Raw genomic sequence first — 17,575 nt, 5'->3', positions numbered from 1 at the left:
GCTCGCGAATGCGGTGTGTCAGGCAACGTTGATGTCGACTGACCCGCCGCATTCGCGAGCAAGCCCGCTCCCACAGGGTATGGCGGTGTTTGAAGAGGCGGGTTACACCAGAATCGAAGTCCCGGTCATTTCAGCCGGTTGTTCCAGGCCTAGCAGTTTCAACATGGTTGGTGCCACATCCGCCAGCACGCCGCCGTCGCGAACCTTGAAGTCGCGCTTGCCGACATAGATGAACGGCACCGGTTCGGTGGTGTGGGCGGTATGCGCCTGGCCGGTGGCCTCATCGGACATCTGCTCGACGTTGCCGTGATCGGCAGTGATCAGCGCTTCGCCGCCGACTTTTTCCAGTGCATCGACGATGCGGCCAACGCACAGGTCGAGGCATTCAACAGCTTTTACTGCCGCATCGAACACGCCGCTGTGGCCGACCATGTCGCCGTTGGCGTAGTTGACCACGATCACGTCGTAACGCTGGTTTTCGATGGCATCGACGATGCGGTCGGTGACTTCCGGGGCGCTCATCTCGGGCTGCAAGTCATAGGTGGCGACTTTTGGCGACGGGATCAGGATGCGTTCTTCGCCCGGGAACGGTTCTTCGCGACCACCGGAGAAGAAGAAGGTCACGTGGGCATACTTCTCGGTTTCGGCGATGCGCAGCTGGGTCTTGCCGTTTTTCGCCAGGTAGTCGCCCAGCACGTTGTCCAGGCTGCCTGCGGCGAAGGCCGACGGCGCAGGAATGCTGGCGGCGTATTGGGTCAGCATGACGAAACCGGCCAGTTTTGGCTGGCGGGCACGTTCAAATTCCTTGAAATCGTCTTCGACGAATACGCGGGTCAATTCACGGGCGCGGTCGGCGCGGAAGTTCATGAACACCACGGCGTCGCCGTCTTCGACTTTCACCGGTTCGCCGATGCTGGTGGCTTTGACAAATTCGTCGCTCTCGCCGCGTTCGTACGCGGCTTGCAGGCCTTCCTGAGCGGTGGCGGCGTTGAATTCGCCGTTGCCATCGACAATCAGGTTGTAAGCCTGGGACACGCGGTCCCAACGGTTGTCACGGTCCATGGCGAAGTAACGGCCAATAATGCTGGCGATCCGGCCTTTGCCGAGGGCCTGGAAGGCCGCATCCAGCAGTTCGATGGACGACTGAGCGCTTTTCGGCGGCGTGTCGCGACCATCAAGGAAGGCGTGCAGATAGATTTTTTCGGCGCCGCGCTTGAAAGCCAGTTCAGCCATGGCAACCAGGTGATCCTGGTGGCTGTGAACGCCGCCATCGGACAGCAGGCCCATGAAGTGCACGGCTTTGCCGGCAGCAACGGCTTTATCGACAGCGGCGCAGATGGTCGGGTTCTCGAAGAACTCGCCGTCGCGGATCGATTTGGTCACGCGTGTGAAGTCCTGATACACCACGCGGCCGGCGCCGAGGTTCATGTGGCCGACTTCGGAGTTGCCCATCTGGCCATCCGGCAGGCCGACGTCCATGCCGCTGCCCGAGATCAGGCCGTTCGGCACGGTGGCCCACAGACGGTCCAGCACGGGCTTCTTCGCCGCAAAGATGGCGTTGGATTCAGGGCTCTCACTGTGACCGAAGCCGTCGAGAATAATCAGGACCAAAGGTTTAGGCGTGGTAGTCATGGATTCCACTCGTGGCTGAGTTAAAAGAGGGCGATGGAAAAGGGAGTGGCAAGTTTAGGACGTGTTGACCCTCAATTGCGAGTCGCGTTTGCCCTGTGAGCGTGCCAGGCAAGGCGCGGGACGTGGGTTAAGGGTCGTTTCCTTGCCGAGTCCCGCAACGCAGCATGGCGCGCTCACAGGGCAAACCCGGAGGGCCACGCCCCGTAAAGCGCAATCCGTCGTTATTCGTCGTTCATTTGAAACGCCAAACCTCACTCCTCATGCCTAGTCTTGCGATTTACGGGGCGCGGCGCGACTCGCAATTGAGGGTCAACACGTCCTACAGCTAAGTTCCGACGGCGTCACCGCCGGACGGGGTTTGGCCCACCATAGTGGCTGTGTATACTGGCCGACATTTTAACGCCCTGGAACCTCCTTCGATGGTTGCTCACCTGATTGAATTTGCCACTAACCACTATCTGCTCGTCGGTATCTTCGTCGTACTGCTGGCGTTGCTGATCGCTTATCAGATGCAAGGCGGCGGCCGCAGCCTGAGCACCGGTGAACTGACCGGGCTGGTCAACAAGGACGCGGGCGTTGTGATCGACATTCGTTCGACCAAGGACTTCGCCGCCGGTCACATTGTTGGCGCGGTGAACATTCCTCACGACAAACTGACCGCTCGCGTCGGCGAACTGGAAAAGCACAAGGCCAAGACCATCATCCTGGTCGACGCCATGGGCCAGACTGCTGGCACTCATGCCCGCGAACTGATGAAGTCCGGTTTCACCGCCGCCAAGCTTTCCGGCGGTATTTCCAGCTGGAAAGGCGACAACCTGCCGCTGGTGAAGTGAAATGAGCAACGTCGTCGTCTATTCCAGCGATTACTGCCCTTACTGTTCGCGAGCCAAGTACCTGCTCGAGAACAAAGGCGTGGCCTTCGAAGAGATCAAGGTCGATGGCAAGCCGCAGGTGCGTGCCGCCATGGCTCAGAAGGCCGGACGTACGTCCGTGCCGCAGATCTGGATCGGCAGCACCCACGTGGGTGGTTGTGATGATTTGTTCGCCCTTGAGCGCGCCGGCAAGCTCGACGCGATGCTCAAGGCCTGAATGCCTTCCCTATAAGACCCCAAGATCAGAAAGGATCTGAGATGACTGACCAACAGAACACTGCAGCTAGCGAAGAAGAAACCGCACCGCAATTCTCCTTGCAGCGCATCTACGTACGTGACTTGTCCTTCGAAGCACCGAAAAGCCCGGCCATCTTCCGCCAGCAGTGGGAACCGAGCGTCGGTCTGGATCTGAACACCCGTCAAAAGGCTCTGGAAGGCGACTTCCACGAAGTCGTGCTGACCCTGTCCGTCACCGTGAAGAACGGCGACGAAGTGGCGTTCATTGCTGAAGTGCAACAGGCCGGGATCTTCCTGATCAAGAACCTCGACGACGCTTCGATGAGCCACACCCTCGGCGCGTTCTGCCCGAACATCCTGTTCCCGTACGCTCGCGAAACCCTGGACAGCCTGGTCACCCGCGGTTCGTTCCCGGCCCTGATGCTGGCCCCGGTGAACTTCGACGCGCTGTACGCACAAGAGCTGCAACGCATGCAGGCGGCTGGCGAGACTCCAACCGTTCAATAAGCGGTCTGTGCGTCAAGGCAAGTCCAATGTGGGAGCGGGCTTGCTCGCGAAAGCGGTGTAACAGACAACGATGATGTTGAATGTTATGACCCCTTCGCGAGCAAGCCCGCTCCCACATTTGTTATGTGCTGTTACTTGAAACCGAGCTGGCGCCAGCCTTCGTACACGGCGACCGCTACGGTGTTCGACAGGTTCAGGCTGCGGCAACCTTCACGCATCGGCAGGCGCAGGCGCTGTTCGCCGGGCAGGGCATCGAGTACTTCCGCCGGCAAACCACGGCTTTCCGGGCCGAACAGGAACGCATCGCCCTCGGCGAAGCTGGCATCGTGGAACGGTCGCGAGCCCTTGGTGGTGAAGGCGAACAACCGAGGATGACCGAGGCTTTCCAGACAGCTGGCGAGGTCTGCGTGGCGTTGCAGGGTGGCATACTCGTGGTAATCGAGACCGGCCCGGCGCAGACGCTTGTCGTCCATCTCGAAGCCCAGCGGTTCGATCAAATGCAGGTGGCAGCCACTGTTGGCGCACAGCCTGATAACGTTGCCGGTATTCGGCGGAATTTCTGGTTGGAAAAGGATGACGTGAAACATGCACGGCTCCGAAGGTAAAGATGAGCGGCATTCTACGCCGGAAGCAGACCCGCGTTCGAAGCTATTCCCGCGAGTGATGGCTTCGCTGGCGATTGTCGGGGTGATGGTGGGGCTGATGATCGGTCGCCTGACCACGCCCGACCCTAGTGAATTGCAGCAGGTCGAGGTCGCGAACGATGGGTTGGTGGTGTGGTTCAACAACGAACCCAAGGCTCACGGCGAGTTCGTCGACGGTAGCCTCGCGCTGCTGTTCGAGGCTGAAGGCAAGGCACAGAAAGGTCAGCTCAAGCTCAACGACAAGAACGTGAACTGGCGGGTGCGTTTGAGTGATGGTGGGTTGTTGCTGACGGTGGTGGCGGCCCGGCCACTGCAGGGTGAGTGGGCCGGTAGCGAGGTCGATGACCGCTGGCGGCTGGAGATCCATCTCCGAGAGCAATAAAAGAGGGAATCCCCGGCCTGCCTGTACCAAGGTTCCCAAAACGGCAGGGCTCGCGCATTGCGTCGTGAGCCCGGTGTAAAGAAGGAACCCCTGACCTGCCTGTATCAAGGGCCCCAAAACTGGGTGGGCTCGACGCTTGTGCGGTGTGAGCCCGATGTAAAGAGGGGAATCCCCGGCCTGCCTGTACCAAGGTCCCCGAAACCGGGTAGTGAACTGAATCACTGAATGGACTATTGCAGGGGGCGTGCCAGGTTTTAACAAGTTGAAACAGAATGTCGCGCTGAAACGTCGAAAGCCCCGTATTCCGGGGCCTTCGTGTTTTTTCGATAGGGGTTCGATTGCGAACGCAGGCGGGATTTGGGATCGGTTGCCGTGCGCGATTGCGGTTCACGGTGCATTCAGTCGGTGCACGGAGATCTTAATGTGGGATTCGGCGAATGGATCTATTGATCGTTCCCACGCGCGGGAGCGTGGGAACGATCAGGTGGGGGGATTAACCCTCATCCCCCTCATCATCATCCCCACCATCAACCTTCATCCCCAATTCCTTGATCTTGCGCGTCAGGGTATTACGCCCCCAACCCAGCAAAACCGCGGCATCGCGGCGGCGGCCGGCGGTGTGTTTGAGGGCGGTTTCGATCATGATCCGCTCGAAGGCCGGCACGGCGCTGTCGAGCAGGCTCGACTGGCCACGAGCCAACGCCTGATCGGCCCACTGGCGCAGCGCTTGCTCCCAGTTGGTCACCGGCGCCGAATCCTGCGGCAGGTTCAGCAGCTCCGGCGGCAGGTCGCTGATGTGCACTTCGCGACCCGAAGCCATCACCGTGATCCAGCGGCAGGTGTTCTCCAGCTGACGTACGTTGCCGCCCCACGGCAGGTTCTTCAGGTATTCCTCGGTTTCGCTTTTCAGCAGCTTCGGCTCCACCGCCAGTTCCTGCGCGGCGCGGCTGAGGAAGTGCTTGGCCAGGGTCGGGATGTCTTCGCGACGGTCCGACAGCCGTGGAATGTGGATGCGGATCACGTTGAGGCGGTGGAACAAGTCCTCACGGAATTTCCCGGCATGCACCAGGGTTTCCAGATTCTGGTGAGTCGCGGCGATGATTCGCACATCGACCTTCACCGGCACATGGCCGCCGACGCGATAGAACTCGCCGTCCGCCAACACCCGCAGCAAACGAGTCTGGGTGTCTGCCGGCATGTCGCCGATTTCATCGAGGAACAGCGTGCCGCCGTCAGCCTGTTCAAATCGCCCGCGACGCAGGTTGGCCGCGCCGGTGAATGCGCCTTTTTCATGGCCGAACAGCTCGGATTCCATCAGGTCTTTCGGGATCGCCGCCATGTTCAGCGCAATGAACGGCGAAGCCGCCCGTGGGCTGTGACGGTGCAGGGCGTGGGCCACCAGCTCTTTACCGGTACCGGATTCGCCGTTGATCAGCACCGTGATGTTGGAGTGGCTCAAGCGCCCGATGGCGCGAAACACTTCCTGCATCGCCGGCGCTTCACCGATGATTTCCGGGGTGCGGGTCAGGGCGACCGGGACTTCCAGGCCTTGCTGTTCCTGAGCGTGCTGGTTCGCGCGCTTGACCAGGGACACCGCTTCGTCAACGTCGAACGGTTTTGGCAGGTATTCAAACGCGCCGCCCTGATAGGACGCGACAGCGCTGTCCAGATCGGAGTGAGCGGTCATGATGATGACCGGCAGCCGTGGGTGTTGTTCGCGAATCCGCGCCAGAAGGTCCAGACCGCTGGCGCCCGGCATACGGATGTCGGAGATGATCACGTCCGGCTGCTGGCGCGCCAGGCGGCTCATCACGCCATCGGCGCTGTCGAAGCTTTGCGTGGTCATGCCTTCTTGCTGCAGGGCTTTTTCCAGGACCCAACGGATAGAACGGTCGTCATCGACGATCCACACGGTTTCACTACGGCTCATGTCGATGTGGCTCCTTGTTCCAGTGGCAGAAAGATCGAGAACGTGGTGTGGCCTGGATGGCTGTCACATTCGATCAGGCCCTGGTGCTGGCTAATGATGTTCTGGGTAATGGCCAGGCCGAGCCCGGTACCATCCGGGCGACCGCTGACCATGGGAAAGAAGATGGTTTCCTGTAGCTCGGCGGGGATCCCCGGGCCGTTGTCGATGATTTCGATCTTGGTCACCAGACGATGGCGCACGTGGCCGATGGTGAACTGGCGCATGGCGCGGGTACGCAAGCTGATGCGGCCAAGGCGCAGCTCGTTCTGGCTGCTGATGGCCTGCATCGCATTGCGCACGATGTTCAGTACCGCTTGAATCATTTGTTCGCGGTCGATCAACACGTCGGGAATGCTTGGGTCGTAGTCGCGCACCAAAGTGATGCAGCCCTGGCTTTCGGCCTCCACCAGATGACAAACACGTTCCAGAACTTCGTGGACGTTGCACATCGCCAGTGACGGTAGCTTATTGGAACCGAGCATGCGATCGACCAGATTGCGCAGGCGGTCGGCCTCTTCAATGATCACGTTGGTGTAGTCGCGCAGGCTTTCTTCCGGCAGTTCGCGGGCAAGCAATTGCGCCGCGCCGCGAATCCCGCCGAGAGGATTCTTGATCTCGTGAGCGAGGCCGCGCACCAGCATCTTGCTGGTTTCCTGCTTCGACAGCTGCGCCTCTTCCTTGGTGATCCGCAGCAAGCGGTCACGGGGGTGGACTTCCAGCAGCAGCATCGTGGCGCCGTTGGCCAGGATGGGCGTTACCGCGTAGTCGACGGTCAGGGTCTGGCCGGTGAGGGCGGTGAGCATCGCTTCGCGTTTGGTGAACGGATGTGCCTGCTCGACCGCCTGGCGCAGGGAGTTCAGCGCCTCGGTAGATTCGGTGAACAACTCGCTGATGAACTGCCCATGGCTACGCTGACCGCTAATGGCCAGGAGCATCTCCGCCGCCGGGTTCATGTACTCAAGGCGCAGTTCGGCGTCGAGCAGAATGGTGGCGGTGGTCAGGTTGTCGAGTAGCAATCGATGCAGTGCGTCGCTAATGGTCATCAGGACCTCTTTTGGAGCAGGGCGCGCGCATGAATAAAGCGCTGATACGAGGAAAATGCAAAAACCAAACCAAGGCTCCGAAAAGAAGCGTTTAAGGCCTGAAACGGGCGTTTGACGCTCGTTTGCGTGGCGTTCTGCCAGCTTTGACGGGTACTTTCGAACCAAAATGGGATGGGATGTGAGTACGGTGCAACTAATTGCACCAATATAGTGCGCAAAGCTGAGCGGCGTTAAAAGAAACGCAGGAAGGGATTTTTTTCTTCTGCGGGTTTGTCTTTGAGCGGGCATTCCGGCCGTTGGCCGTAATCGGCGGGGGCGCAGGGTTTGACCTGACGCTTCTGCGCGAGGGAGATGCGCAGCATGTGGAATGGCTGGTTGGCTGTGCGTTCAACCGTGCGATCCTGCTCGTCGAGGATTTCCACGGAGAGGTTATGGCTGCCGCGATCGATGTTGCTCAGGGCAAATACCGGGCTCAGGCCGGGCGCTGCGGTGGGTTGGCCGTCGAGCAGCAGTTGGTAGCGATGGCCTCGTTGCAGGCCGGGTTCGCTGGTGACGCTGACGATAATCTCGCCAGCACTGCTGCGCACTGTGGCGTCTGGCTCCGGCACCAGGACTCTCAGCATGTCGTAGTGAAACAGAGGTTTTGTTTCGGTTTTCTTTCCAGCATTCACTGGTGCTGCGCCGCCAGGGTTGGCGGACATGCGATTACTCGTCGCCATGGGCACGCGCTTGGCGTTGCCGGAACCTGGCCGGTCGGTGTAGACACGATTGCCCTGGGCGTCGATGTAGGTGAACACCTCGGCCGTCACCGGCAGGGCGATCAGGCAGGTGATCAGCAGCCACAGCCTCACGGCTTATGCACCCGTTGTACGGTGAACGTCACGGTGGGGCTTTGCTGGACGATGTTCTCACCATCGATCACCTGCACTGCGAGGCTGTGTGTGCCGCGATCAATATTGACCAGTTGCAGGATCGGCACGTTGCTCGGCTGGCCGTAAGGTTGATCGTCCAGCAACAGCCTGAGCAGATGAGGGCCTTGCAGGCGGGGTTTGATCAGCACGTTGACGGTGAAGGTGCCGTTGTTGGCACGCAGTGCTTCGGTAGTGGGCAAGTTGGTCAGCTCCAGCACCTCGTAAGCGCTAAGCGGCTGTTCGCGGCTGGTGGCTTCGACAGGTGGCGCAGAAGGGGCTTGGGGCTCAACCCTGTTAAGCGGTGGCAACTCGACCGGCTGAGCCTTCACGCCATCGGGCGGTTGGTTGCTGTAAGCGGTGTTGCCGTCGGCGTCGGTGTACTTATAGATCTGCGCTACGGCGGGCAGGGCGATCAGCAGCAACATCAGTAGAAAACCACGACCCATAAAATTGACCAGAAACGAAAGCATTGAGGTGCAGCATAGGTCAGGGCTGGCAATAGACCCAAGTCGTTAACATTTGGGCATGATTTATCGCAATCTCCCAAACACTACAAAACCACTGTGGGAGCGGGCTTGCTCGCGAAGGCGGAGTGTCAGTCACCATCAATGCCAGCTGAAAGACTGCCTTCGCGAGCAAGCCCGCTCCCACAGGGGACGTCGTCAGCCGTTGAAATCGCGCCCAAAAAAAAGACCTCCCGAAGGAGGCCTCTTTTTTTTCACGCCGCTTGCGCAGGCGCTACTGGATTAGCAGCTGTAGTACAGCTCGTATTCCAGTGGGTGTACGAAGGTACGTACTTTGATTTCTTCTTCGCTTTTCAGAGCGATGTAAGCGTCGATGAAGTCGTCGCTGAAAACGCCGCCTTTGGTCAGGAACGCACGACCTTTGTCCAGCTCTTCCAGGGCTTCTTTCAGGCTGCCGCAAACTTGTGGGATCTCTTTCGCCTCTTCAGGCGGCAGGTCATACAGGTTTTTGTCAGCAGCGTCGCCAGGGTGGATCTTGTTCTGGATACCGTCCAGGCCGGCCATTACCAGGGCAGCGAAGGCCAGGTACGGGTTGGCTGCCGGATCCGGGAAGCGAGCTTCGATACGGCGAGCGCGAGGGCTGGACACGTAAGGAATACGGATCGAAGCGGAACGGTTACGAGCCGAGTAGGCCAGCATTACCGGAGCTTCGAAACCTGGGACCAGACGCTTGTAGGAGTTGGTCGACGGGTTGGTGAAGCCGTTCAGCGCTTTACCGTGCTTGATGATGCCGCCGATGAAGTACAGAGCGGTGTCGGACAGGCCGGCATAGCCTTCGCCAGCGAAGGTGTTCTTGCCATCTTTGGCGATGGACAGGTGAACGTGCATACCCGAACCGTTGTCGCCGTACAGCGGCTTAGGCATGAAGGTCGCGGTGCGGCCGTATGCATCAGCAACGTTGTGTACGCAGTACTTCAGGGTTTGAACTTCGTCAGCCTTGGCAACCAGGGTGTTGAACTTCACGCCGATTTCGTTCTGACCGGCAGTCGCCACTTCGTGGTGGTGAACTTCGATGACCAGGCCCATTTCTTCCATGGCGTTGCACATGGAGGTACGGATTTCGTGGTCGTGGTCGAACGGCGGAACCGGGAAGTAGCCACCTTTGACGCCTGGACGGTGGCCTTTGTTGCCGCCTTCCACGTCCTGGTCGGACATCCACGAACCTTGTTCGGAGTAGATCTTGAACATGGAACCGGAGATGTCGGACTTGAACTTCACTTCGTCGAAGATGAAGAATTCAGGCTCTGGACCAACAAATACGGTGTCGCCGATACCGGTCGACTTCAGGTATTCCTCGGCACGCTTGGCGATCGCACGTGGGTCACGGTCGTAGCCTTGCATGGTCGAAGGCTCGATCACGTCGCAAACCAGGATCAGGGTTGGCTCTTCGGTGAACGGGTCGAGAACGGCAGTGCTGTCGTCCGGCATCAGGATCATGTCGGAGGCTTCGATGCCTTTCCAGCCAGCGATGGAGGAACCGTCGAACATTTTGCCTTCTTCGAAGAAAGCTTCATCCAGCGCGTCGCGAGCCGGCATGGTCACGTGGTGCTGAGTGCCTTTGGTGTCAGTGAAGCGCAGATCAATCCACTTGACGTCATGATCTTTGATGAGTTGAACCGACTTCGACATAGTGTCCTCCGGGTGGCTTCGGGCTTAGTAGTGGATGCCCTTAGAATGTGGGTGATGCCGGCGCGAATACTCTGCCATGGCAACCTGCCTCACAAGGGAGCAAATTGCATGCCAGTGCCCCACCATGGGTTTTTTGCCCCAATTTCACGCTTATAAAGGTGCAAAGCGGAGCAAAGCAGGAAATAGCGCCCTGTAATGTGGCGTCAAACTCAGCAAATGACCTGTTTTGGTGCGCGCAAAACCTTCTGCACATTAACTGGTTAAACCTTGAGCAATTTCCGCTATAATCCGCGCCCCCCTTTTTCGGCTGGCCCAGCGCGCGCTGTTTTCATGAAACTAATCGTAAAAGTCTTTCCCGAGATCACCATCAAGAGCCGCCCGGTACGGATGCGTTTCATCCGCCAGTTGGCCAAAAACATCCGTACCGTGCTCCGCGACCTGGACCCGGCTGTGGTGGTGAACGGTGTGTGGGACAATCTCGAGCTGGAAACCCGCGTCAGCGAGCCCAAAGCCCTGAAGGAGATGACCGAGCGCCTGAGCTGCATGCCGGGCATCGCGCATTTCCTGCAGGTCGATGAATACCCGCTGGGCGACTTCGACGACATCGTCGCCAAGTGCAAGCAGCACTTCGGTGATGCGTTGGCCGGGAAGATCTTTTCGGTGCGCTGCAAGCGTGCGGGCAAGCATGAATTCAGTTCGATGGACGTCGAGAAATACGTCGGCAGCCAACTGCGTCGTCAGTGCGGCGCCGCCGGAATCTCGCTGAAAGAGCCGGAAATCGAAGTTCGCCTCGAAATTCGCGACAAACGGTTGTTCGTGATCCACAACCAGCACAACAGCATCGGCGGTTATCCGCTGGGTGCCCTGGAACAGACACTTGTGCTGATGTCAGGTGGCTTCGATTCCACCGTCGCCGCTTACCAGATCATGCGCCGCGGGCTGATGAGCCATTTCTGCTTCTTCAATCTGGGCGGACGAGCCCATGAACTGGGCGTCATGGAAGTCGCGCATTTCATCTGGAAGAAGTACGGCAGCTCCCAACGCGTGTTATTTGTCAGTGTGCCGTTCGAGGAAGTACTGGGAGAAATTCTCGGGAAAGTCGATAACAGTCATATGGGCGTAGTTTTGAAGCGTATGATGTTGCGCGCTGCTTCCCGTATTGCCGATCGGCTGGAGATCGAAGCGCTGGTCACCGGCGAAGCGATTTCCCAGGTGTCGAGCCAGACGTTGCCGAACCTGTCCGTGATCGACTGCGTGACCGACAAGCTGGTCTTGCGTCCGCTGATCGCCAGTCACAAGCAGGACATCATCGACCTGGCCAACGAAATCGGTACTGCCGACTTCGCCAAGCACATGCCGGAATACTGCGGGGTCATCTCGGTGAACCCCAAGACCCACGCCAAGCGTCCACGCGTGGAGTACGAAGAACAACAGTTCGACATGGCAGTACTTGAGCGTGCGCTCGAGAACGCCAAACTGGTGCCGATCGATCGCGTGATCGACGAATTGGGCCAGGATTTGCAGATCGAAGAAGTCAGCGAAGCGCTGGCTGGTCAGATCGTCATCGATATCCGTCATCCGGATGCCGCTGAAGACGACCCGCTGGGCCTCGTTGGCATTGAGGTACAAACGATGCCGTTTTATGCATTGAACGCTCGTTTCAAGGAACTGGACCCTACTCGCCAGTACCTGCTGTATTGCGACAAAGGCGTGATGAGTCGCCTGCATGCCCACCATTTGCTCAGTGAGGGGCATGCCAATGTGCGCGTTTATCGACCGAGCTAAGAGCCCGGGGCTGTATGCCTGTGGCCTGCGTCACCGGCCCCCCGACTCTGCCGTCAAGCTGTAACGGCAAGGCCTGACTCTACTGTAAATCGCTGCCAAGACTTGTCAGCACACCGAATCCTCTGATCGAGATACACAAGTGATCGAAAATCTACGCAACATCGCCATCATTGCTCACGTTGACCATGGTAAAACCACCCTGGTAGACAAACTCTTGCGTCAATCCGGCACCCTGGAGCGCAACGAGCTCAACGACGAGCGCGTGATGGACTCCAACGACCAGGAGAAAGAGCGCGGTATTACCATTCTGGCGAAAAACACCGCCATCAACTGGAACGGCTTCCACATCAACATCGTGGACACCCCGGGCCACGCCGACTTCGGCGGCGAAGTTGAACGCGTAATGTCGATGGTTGACTCCGTTCTGCTGCTGGTTGACGCTCAAGACGGCCCTATGCCGCAAACCCGTTTCGTGACCAAGAAGGCTTTCGAAGCCGGCCTGCGTCCAATCGTGGTGATCAACAAGGTTGACCGTCCAGGCGCGCGTCCGGACTGGGTTCTGGACCAGATCTTCGACCTGTTCGACAACCTCGGTGCTACCGAAGAACAGCTGGACTTCAAAGTCGTCTACGCCTCGGCCCTGAACGGCATTGCCGGTCTGGAACACACCGACATGGCTGAAGACATGACTCCGCTGTACCAGTCGATCGTCGACAACGTACCTGCGCCGAAAGTCGACCGTGACGGTCCGTTCCAGATGCAAATCTCCGCTCTGGACTACAACAGCTTCCTGGGTGTTATCGGCGTTGGCCGTATCGCTCGTGGTCGCATCAAGCCGAACACTCCGGTTGTCGCTATCGACGCCGACGGTAAGAAGCGTACCGGTCGTATCCTGAAGCTGATGGGTCACCACGGTCTGCACCGTATCGACGTTGAAGAAGCAGCTGCCGGCGACATCGTCTGCATCAGCGGCTTCGACCAGCTGTTCATCTCCGACACTCTGTGCGACCCACTGAACGTCGAAGCGATGAAGCCGCTGACCGTTGACGAACCAACCGTTTCCATGACCTTCCAGGTAAACGACTCGCCTTTCTGCGGTAAAGAAGGCAAGTTCGTCACCAGCCGTAACATCAAGGAACGTCTGGACAAAGAACTGCTCTACAACGTTGCTCTGCGCGTTGAAGAAGGCGACACCGCCGACAAGTTCAAAGTCTCCGGCCGTGGTGAGCTGCACCTCTCGGTACTGATCGAAACCATGCGTCGCGAAGGCTTCGAAATGGGTGTTGGTCGTCCGGAAGTGATCATCCGCATGGTTGACGGCGTCAAGCACGAACCGTACGAAAACGTGACCATCGACCTGCCAGAAGAATCGCAAGGTTCGATCATGGAACAGATCGGTATCCGTAAGGGCGACCTGACCAACATGGTTCCGGATGGCAAGGGCCGTGTGCGCCTTGAGTACAACATCCCGGCTCGTGGCTTGATCGGTTTCCGTAACGAGTTCCTGACCCTGACCTCCGGTGCAGGCATCCTGACCTCGATCTTCGACCGTTACGACGTGATGAAGTCCGGCGACATGTCCGGCCGTCAGAACGGCGTGCTGGTTTCGGTTGCTACCGGTAAGGCGCTGACTTACTCGCTGGAAACCCTGCAAGCTCGCGGCAAACTGTTCCTGGGTCACGGCGAAGACGTGTACGAAGGTCAAATCGTCGGCATCAACAGCCGCGACAACGACCTGGGCGTCAACCCAACCAAAGGCAAGAAGCTCGACAACATGCGTGCTTCGGGTAAAGACGAAACCATCGCTCTGGTTCCGCCTATCCGTTTCACCCTGGAACAAGCTCTTGAGTTCGTGCAAGAAGACGAACTGTGCGAAGTCACTCCTAAGTCCATCCGTCTTCGCAAGAAGATCCTGGGCGAAAGCGAGCGTACCCGCGCTGCCAAGAAAGCCGGTAACTGAGTTTCGACTTAGTTAGCTGCTAAAAAAACGCCCCCGACCGCAAGGTCGGGGGCGTTTTTGTTTGTCTGGCTGTAGCAGCTGTCGAGCCTGCGAGGCTGCGTTCGGCTGCGCAGCAGTCGTGAAATCAAACGCTGCGGTGCATCATATAAATCGTATTTTCCGGCCTGCGACTGCTGCGCAGCCGAACGCAGCCTCGCTGGGGCTCGACAGCTGCTACGGGGAATCGAGGCGGCTTTAAAACTTCTCGAAGGTCCGACGGCTCTCGCTGGTCTCGCGCGCCACTTCTTTCGGCTTATACGCGCAATACCCCGGCCGCGGCCCGATTTTCGGGTGGTTGCGGCAAGTATCCGGGCGCTTTTCATAAATAGTGCACAGACGGCTTTTACGATCCAGGTACAGGCAATCGTTGTTGCTCATGCGCTGAAGGGTGAAGATCTCGGACTTCTGGTTGTAACGCTCGACGATCCCTTCCTTCTGCAGGCGCTTGGCAATGTTCTTCGGCGGCTCGCCGCGCTCGAATTCATCGACGATGCCGATACGGATCAGATCCTTGATCTTGACCTCGACCGGCAGGGTGCAGCAGCTGGAAACGCACGAACCACACATCGGGGCGGAGTACTTGGCCCAGGTATCGAGGCGATCGATCTCCGCGGCGGCGATCAGGTTGGACTTCATCATCGGTTGTTACCAGCGTGCATCAGGGCGCGCGATCATACCGGGACTGGTGGATTTTTGAACAACCTTTCGCCAGATTTTTTCGTATTCCGCCCAATAACACCTGTAACCCGGCACGGCCCCTGCATTCTTTCCGGTGCGCGACAAGGTAATGTCGATCTATCTCACACTAACGGGAAAAACTGCCGAACCAGAGTTCCAACGGCCTGTCAGACCGTCTAGGCTCAACTACTCCACGCTCGCTCGAGGTCCTATCGATGACTCAAGAACCACTTGTTCGCGAAGCAGAGGTGGCCGCATTCCGCGACGCCGTCTTGACCAAACTCACCTACGCGGTGGGCAAAGACCCGGATCACGCCTTCGACCACGACTGGTTCGAAGCCATTGCCCTGGCGGCGCGCGATCACATGGTCGAGCACTGGATGGATCACACCCGGCAGATCTACCGCAAAGGTCAGAAGCGGGTTTATTACCTCTCCCTCGAATTTCTGATCGGCCGTCTGCTCTACGACAGCCTGAGCAACCTTGGCCTGCTGGACGTCGCCCGTGAGGCCCTGACTGAACTTGGCGTCGACCTTGAGCGCATCCGCCTGCTGGAACCCGACGCAGCGCTGGGCAACGGTGGTCTCGGTCGTCTGGCCGCGTGCTTCATGGAAAGCATGTCGACCCTCGGCATCGCCGGCCACGGTTACGGCATTCGTTACGAACACGGCTTGTTCCGCCAGGCCATCGTCGACGGCTGGCAGCAGGAGCAGACCGAACACTGGCTGGATTTCGGTAACCCTTGGGAGTTCGAGCGACCAGAGGTCGTTTACCCGATTGGCTTCGGCGGCAGCGTCGAAACCGTCACCGACGAAACCGGCAAGTCCAAGCAAGTCTGGACGCCGGTGGAAACCGTTCGCGCGATTGCGTATGACACGCCGGTCGTCGGCTGGCGCGGGGCGAGCGTCAACACGCTGCGCCTGTGGCGCGCCCGGGCCATGGAAGATTTGCACCTGGAACGCTTCAACGCCGGCGACCACTTGGGCGCCGTAGCGGAAGTCGCCCGGGCCGAAAGTATTTCCCGGGTGCTCTACCCGGCGGACAGCACCGAAGCGGGCCAAGAACTGCGCCTGCGTCAGGAGTATTTCTTCGTCGCCGCGTCCTTGCAGGACTTGCTGCGTCGTCATCGCAACATGCACACCTCGGTCCTGACCCTGGGCGATCATGCCGCGATCCAGCTCAACGACACCCACCCTTCGATTGCCGTGGCCGAATTGATGCGGCAACTGGTCGATGTCTATGACGTCGCGTGGGATGCGGCATGGCAAGTTACCGTCGACACGCTGTCCTACACCAACCATACGCTGCTGCCGGAAGCGCTGGAAACCTGGCCGGTCGGTTTGATGGAGCGGATGTTGCCGCGGCACATGCAGATCATTTATTTGATCAACGCCCAGCACATCGATTCGTTGCGGGCCAAGGGTATCCATGACTTCGAGGTGCTGCGCGCGGTGTCGCTGATCGAGGAAGACAACGGCCGCCGCGTGCGCATGGGCAACCTCGCGTTCCTTGGCTCCCACAGCGTCAACGGCGTGTCCGGGCTGCACACGCAGTTGATGCGCAAAACGGTGTTCTCCGAGCTGCACAAACTCTACCCGGACCGGATCAACAACAAGACCAACGGCATCACCTTCCGCCGCTGGCTCTACCAGGCCAACCCGGAGCTGACCTCGATGATGGTCGACGCCCTCGGCCCGGATCTGCTGGACAACCCCGAAGAACGTTTGCGCGGCCTGGAACCGTTCGCCGAGAAAGCCGCGTTCCGCAAGGCGTTTGCCGAGCAGCGCCTGCACAGCAAGAAAGCCCTGGCGTACATCATTCACGAGCGGCTTGGCGTTGCAGTCAACCCGGCGGCGATGTTCGACGTGCAGGTCAAGCGGATCCACGAATACAAACGTCAATTGCTCAACTTGCTGCACACCGTTGCGCTGTATCAGGCGATTCGCGCCGAGCCGGAAATCGATTGGGTGCCGCGGGTTAAGATCTTCGCCGGCAAGGCGGCGGCCAGTTATCACCAGGCCAAGCTGATCATCAAACTGACCAACGACATCGCCCGGGTGGTGAACAACGACCCGACGGTGCGCGGTTTGCTGAAAGTGGTGTTTCTGCCCAACTACAACGTCAGTCTGGCGGAAAGCATCATCCCGGCAGCGGATTTGTCGGAGCAGATCTCCACCGCAGGCTTCGAAGCCTCGGGTACCAGCAACATGAAGTTCGGCCTCAACGGCGCGCTGACCATCGGCACCCTCGATGGCGCCAACGTCGAAATGTGCGAACGCATTGGCGTCGAACACATGTTCATCTTCGGCCTCAGTGCTCAGCAGGTTGAAGCGCGCAAGCAGAACCATGAGTTCAACGCGACGCCGGATATTGCCGCATCCCACCGGCTGAATGACGTGCTGCAAGCGATTCGCGGCGGGGTGTTCTCGCCGGATGATCCTTCCCGTTACACAGGATTGATCGATTCGCTGATCGACTACGATCGCTTCCTGGTCTGCGCCGATTTCGACTCTTACTGGGACGCGCAGATGCGCGTTGAAGCCCATTGGCACGATTCGAAGGAATGGTGGCGTTCGGCGGTGTTGAGCACCTCCCGGATGGGCTGGTTCTCGTCCGACCGGACCATTCGCGAGTACGCCACGGATATCTGGAAAGCTTTGGAGTAACTTTTAGCAATAATTGCGAGCAAGGCCCGACGGTTGTTGGGCCTGGCCGATATACTGAGCGTCAGTTTGCCGGATTGGCCACTGCGCTTAGGGATAT

General features: G+C 58.9%; 15 protein-coding genes. 7 read left to right on the top strand and 8 right to left on the bottom strand.

The features are described from left to right. Positions 1–102: 102 nt before the first annotated feature. Complete coding sequence (gene gpmI / locus KGB23_RS11365; protein ID WP_223431152.1) at positions 103–1,632, bottom strand: 2,3-bisphosphoglycerate-independent phosphoglycerate mutase; 1,530 nt, start codon at positions 1,630–1,632, stop codon at positions 103–105. A gap of 419 nt (positions 1,633–2,051) precedes the next feature. On the opposite strand from gpmI, the gene KGB23_RS11360 reads away from it, so the two are divergent. The 3 genes from KGB23_RS11360 to secB are packed head-to-tail and all read left to right on the top strand — an operon-like array spanning position 2,052 to position 3,248. Next, positions 2,052–2,465 carry a rhodanese-like domain-containing protein gene (locus tag KGB23_RS11360; protein ID WP_008149429.1) on the top strand — a complete coding sequence of 138 codons (414 nt, stop codon included), beginning with the start codon at positions 2,052–2,054 and terminating at the stop codon, positions 2,463–2,465. A gap of 1 nt (position 2,466) precedes the next feature. Next, entirely contained in the window at positions 2,467–2,721 is a 255-nt protein-coding gene (gene grxC, locus KGB23_RS11355; protein ID WP_008149430.1) for a glutaredoxin 3, read from the top strand. A 41-nt stretch (positions 2,722–2,762) separates the two neighbouring features. Next, positions 2,763–3,248, top strand: coding sequence for a protein-export chaperone SecB (secB, locus tag KGB23_RS11350; RefSeq protein WP_007949026.1), 486 nt, complete (start codon positions 2,763–2,765; stop codon positions 3,246–3,248). A 131-nt stretch (positions 3,249–3,379) separates the two neighbouring features. Here secB and KGB23_RS11345 read toward each other — a convergent pair whose 3' ends face one another. Further along, on the bottom strand, positions 3,380–3,835 hold the full coding sequence (locus KGB23_RS11345) for a tRNA (cytidine(34)-2'-O)-methyltransferase (protein WP_007949025.1): 456 nt from the start codon (positions 3,833–3,835) through the stop codon (positions 3,380–3,382). Between KGB23_RS11345 and KGB23_RS11340 the strand changes: the two genes are divergently transcribed. Further along, complete coding sequence (locus KGB23_RS11340; protein WP_223431151.1) at positions 3,834–4,274, top strand: hypothetical protein; 441 nt, start codon at positions 3,834–3,836, stop codon at positions 4,272–4,274. The two genes, KGB23_RS11345 and KGB23_RS11340, sit on opposite strands and share 2 nt — an antisense overlap. A 493-nt stretch (positions 4,275–4,767) precedes the next feature. Here KGB23_RS11340 and ntrC read toward each other — a convergent pair whose 3' ends face one another. The 5 genes from ntrC to glnA all read right to left on the bottom strand — a co-directional run bounded on the left by ntrC (position 4,768) and on the right by glnA (position 10,350). Continuing rightward, positions 4,768–6,204: a nitrogen regulation protein NR(I) gene (ntrC, locus tag KGB23_RS11335; protein ID WP_008149434.1), complete on the bottom strand. Its 1,437-nt coding sequence runs from the start codon at positions 6,202–6,204 to the stop codon at positions 4,768–4,770. Next, complete coding sequence (gene glnL / locus KGB23_RS11330; protein WP_008024908.1) at positions 6,201–7,286, bottom strand: nitrogen regulation protein NR(II); 1,086 nt, start codon at positions 7,284–7,286, stop codon at positions 6,201–6,203. Before glnL ends, ntrC begins: the two co-directional genes overlap by 4 nt. A 230-nt stretch (positions 7,287–7,516) precedes the next feature. After that, positions 7,517–8,137: a DUF4124 domain-containing protein gene (locus KGB23_RS11325; protein ID WP_223431150.1), complete on the bottom strand. Its 621-nt coding sequence runs from the start codon at positions 8,135–8,137 to the stop codon at positions 7,517–7,519. Beyond that, a complete protein-coding gene (locus KGB23_RS11320) occupies positions 8,134–8,643 on the bottom strand; it encodes a DUF4124 domain-containing protein (RefSeq protein WP_223431149.1) in 510 nt (169 codons plus the stop codon). The genes KGB23_RS11325 and KGB23_RS11320 overlap by 4 nt, the downstream gene beginning before the upstream one ends. A gap of 300 nt (positions 8,644–8,943) precedes the next feature. After that, positions 8,944–10,350 (bottom strand): glutamate--ammonia ligase, encoded by a 1,407-nt coding sequence (gene glnA / locus KGB23_RS11315; protein ID WP_046045568.1) that lies wholly within the window; start codon positions 10,348–10,350, stop codon positions 8,944–8,946. A 330-nt stretch (positions 10,351–10,680) separates the two neighbouring features. On the opposite strand from glnA, the gene thiI reads away from it, so the two are divergent. Both thiI and typA read left to right on the top strand, forming a co-directional pair. Continuing rightward, complete coding sequence (thiI, locus tag KGB23_RS11310) at positions 10,681–12,135, top strand: tRNA uracil 4-sulfurtransferase ThiI (protein WP_095127550.1); 1,455 nt, start codon at positions 10,681–10,683, stop codon at positions 12,133–12,135. Between the two features lie 139 nt (positions 12,136–12,274). Then, positions 12,275–14,095 carry a translational GTPase TypA gene (typA, locus tag KGB23_RS11305; protein WP_048396057.1) on the top strand — a complete coding sequence of 607 codons (1,821 nt, stop codon included), beginning with the start codon at positions 12,275–12,277 and terminating at the stop codon, positions 14,093–14,095. A 234-nt stretch (positions 14,096–14,329) separates the two neighbouring features. Here typA and KGB23_RS11300 read toward each other — a convergent pair whose 3' ends face one another. After that, positions 14,330–14,773 carry a YkgJ family cysteine cluster protein gene (locus KGB23_RS11300; RefSeq protein ID WP_223431148.1) on the bottom strand — a complete coding sequence of 148 codons (444 nt, stop codon included), beginning with the start codon at positions 14,771–14,773 and terminating at the stop codon, positions 14,330–14,332. A 254-nt stretch (positions 14,774–15,027) separates the two neighbouring features. On the opposite strand from KGB23_RS11300, the gene KGB23_RS11295 reads away from it, so the two are divergent. Then, positions 15,028–17,478 carry a glycogen/starch/alpha-glucan phosphorylase gene (locus KGB23_RS11295; RefSeq protein WP_223431147.1) on the top strand — a complete coding sequence of 817 codons (2,451 nt, stop codon included), beginning with the start codon at positions 15,028–15,030 and terminating at the stop codon, positions 17,476–17,478. The last annotated feature ends 97 nt before the right edge of the window (positions 17,479–17,575 follow it).

Source organism: Pseudomonas sp. GL-B-26, assembly GCF_019947405.1.
GTDB lineage: Bacteria > Pseudomonadota > Gammaproteobacteria > Pseudomonadales > Pseudomonadaceae > Aquipseudomonas.
This window is presented reverse-complemented; position numbering and strand designations above follow the sequence as displayed.

Coding starts and splice junctions, on each gene's coding strand:
- thiI (WP_095127550.1), top strand. CDS start 10,681: ATGAAACTAATCGTAAAAGTCTTTCCCGAGATCACCATCAAGAGCCGC.
- glnL (WP_008024908.1), bottom strand. CDS start 7,286: ATGACCATTAGCGACGCACTGCATCGATTGCTACTCGACAACCTGACC.
- KGB23_RS11320 (WP_223431149.1), bottom strand. CDS start 8,643: ATGGGTCGTGGTTTTCTACTGATGTTGCTGCTGATCGCCCTGCCCGCC.
- KGB23_RS11300 (WP_223431148.1), bottom strand. CDS start 14,773: ATGATGAAGTCCAACCTGATCGCCGCCGCGGAGATCGATCGCCTCGAT.
- glnA (WP_046045568.1), bottom strand. CDS start 10,350: ATGTCGAAGTCGGTTCAACTCATCAAAGATCATGACGTCAAGTGGATT.
- KGB23_RS11345 (WP_007949025.1), bottom strand. CDS start 3,835: ATGTTTCACGTCATCCTTTTCCAACCAGAAATTCCGCCGAATACCGGC.
- gpmI (WP_223431152.1), bottom strand. CDS start 1,632: ATGACTACCACGCCTAAACCTTTGGTCCTGATTATTCTCGACGGCTTC.
- KGB23_RS11340 (WP_223431151.1), top strand. CDS start 3,834: ATGCACGGCTCCGAAGGTAAAGATGAGCGGCATTCTACGCCGGAAGCA.
- KGB23_RS11360 (WP_008149429.1), top strand. CDS start 2,052: ATGGTTGCTCACCTGATTGAATTTGCCACTAACCACTATCTGCTCGTC.
- secB (WP_007949026.1), top strand. CDS start 2,763: ATGACTGACCAACAGAACACTGCAGCTAGCGAAGAAGAAACCGCACCG.
- grxC (WP_008149430.1), top strand. CDS start 2,467: ATGAGCAACGTCGTCGTCTATTCCAGCGATTACTGCCCTTACTGTTCG.
- ntrC (WP_008149434.1), bottom strand. CDS start 6,204: ATGAGCCGTAGTGAAACCGTGTGGATCGTCGATGACGACCGTTCTATC.
- KGB23_RS11295 (WP_223431147.1), top strand. CDS start 15,028: ATGACTCAAGAACCACTTGTTCGCGAAGCAGAGGTGGCCGCATTCCGC.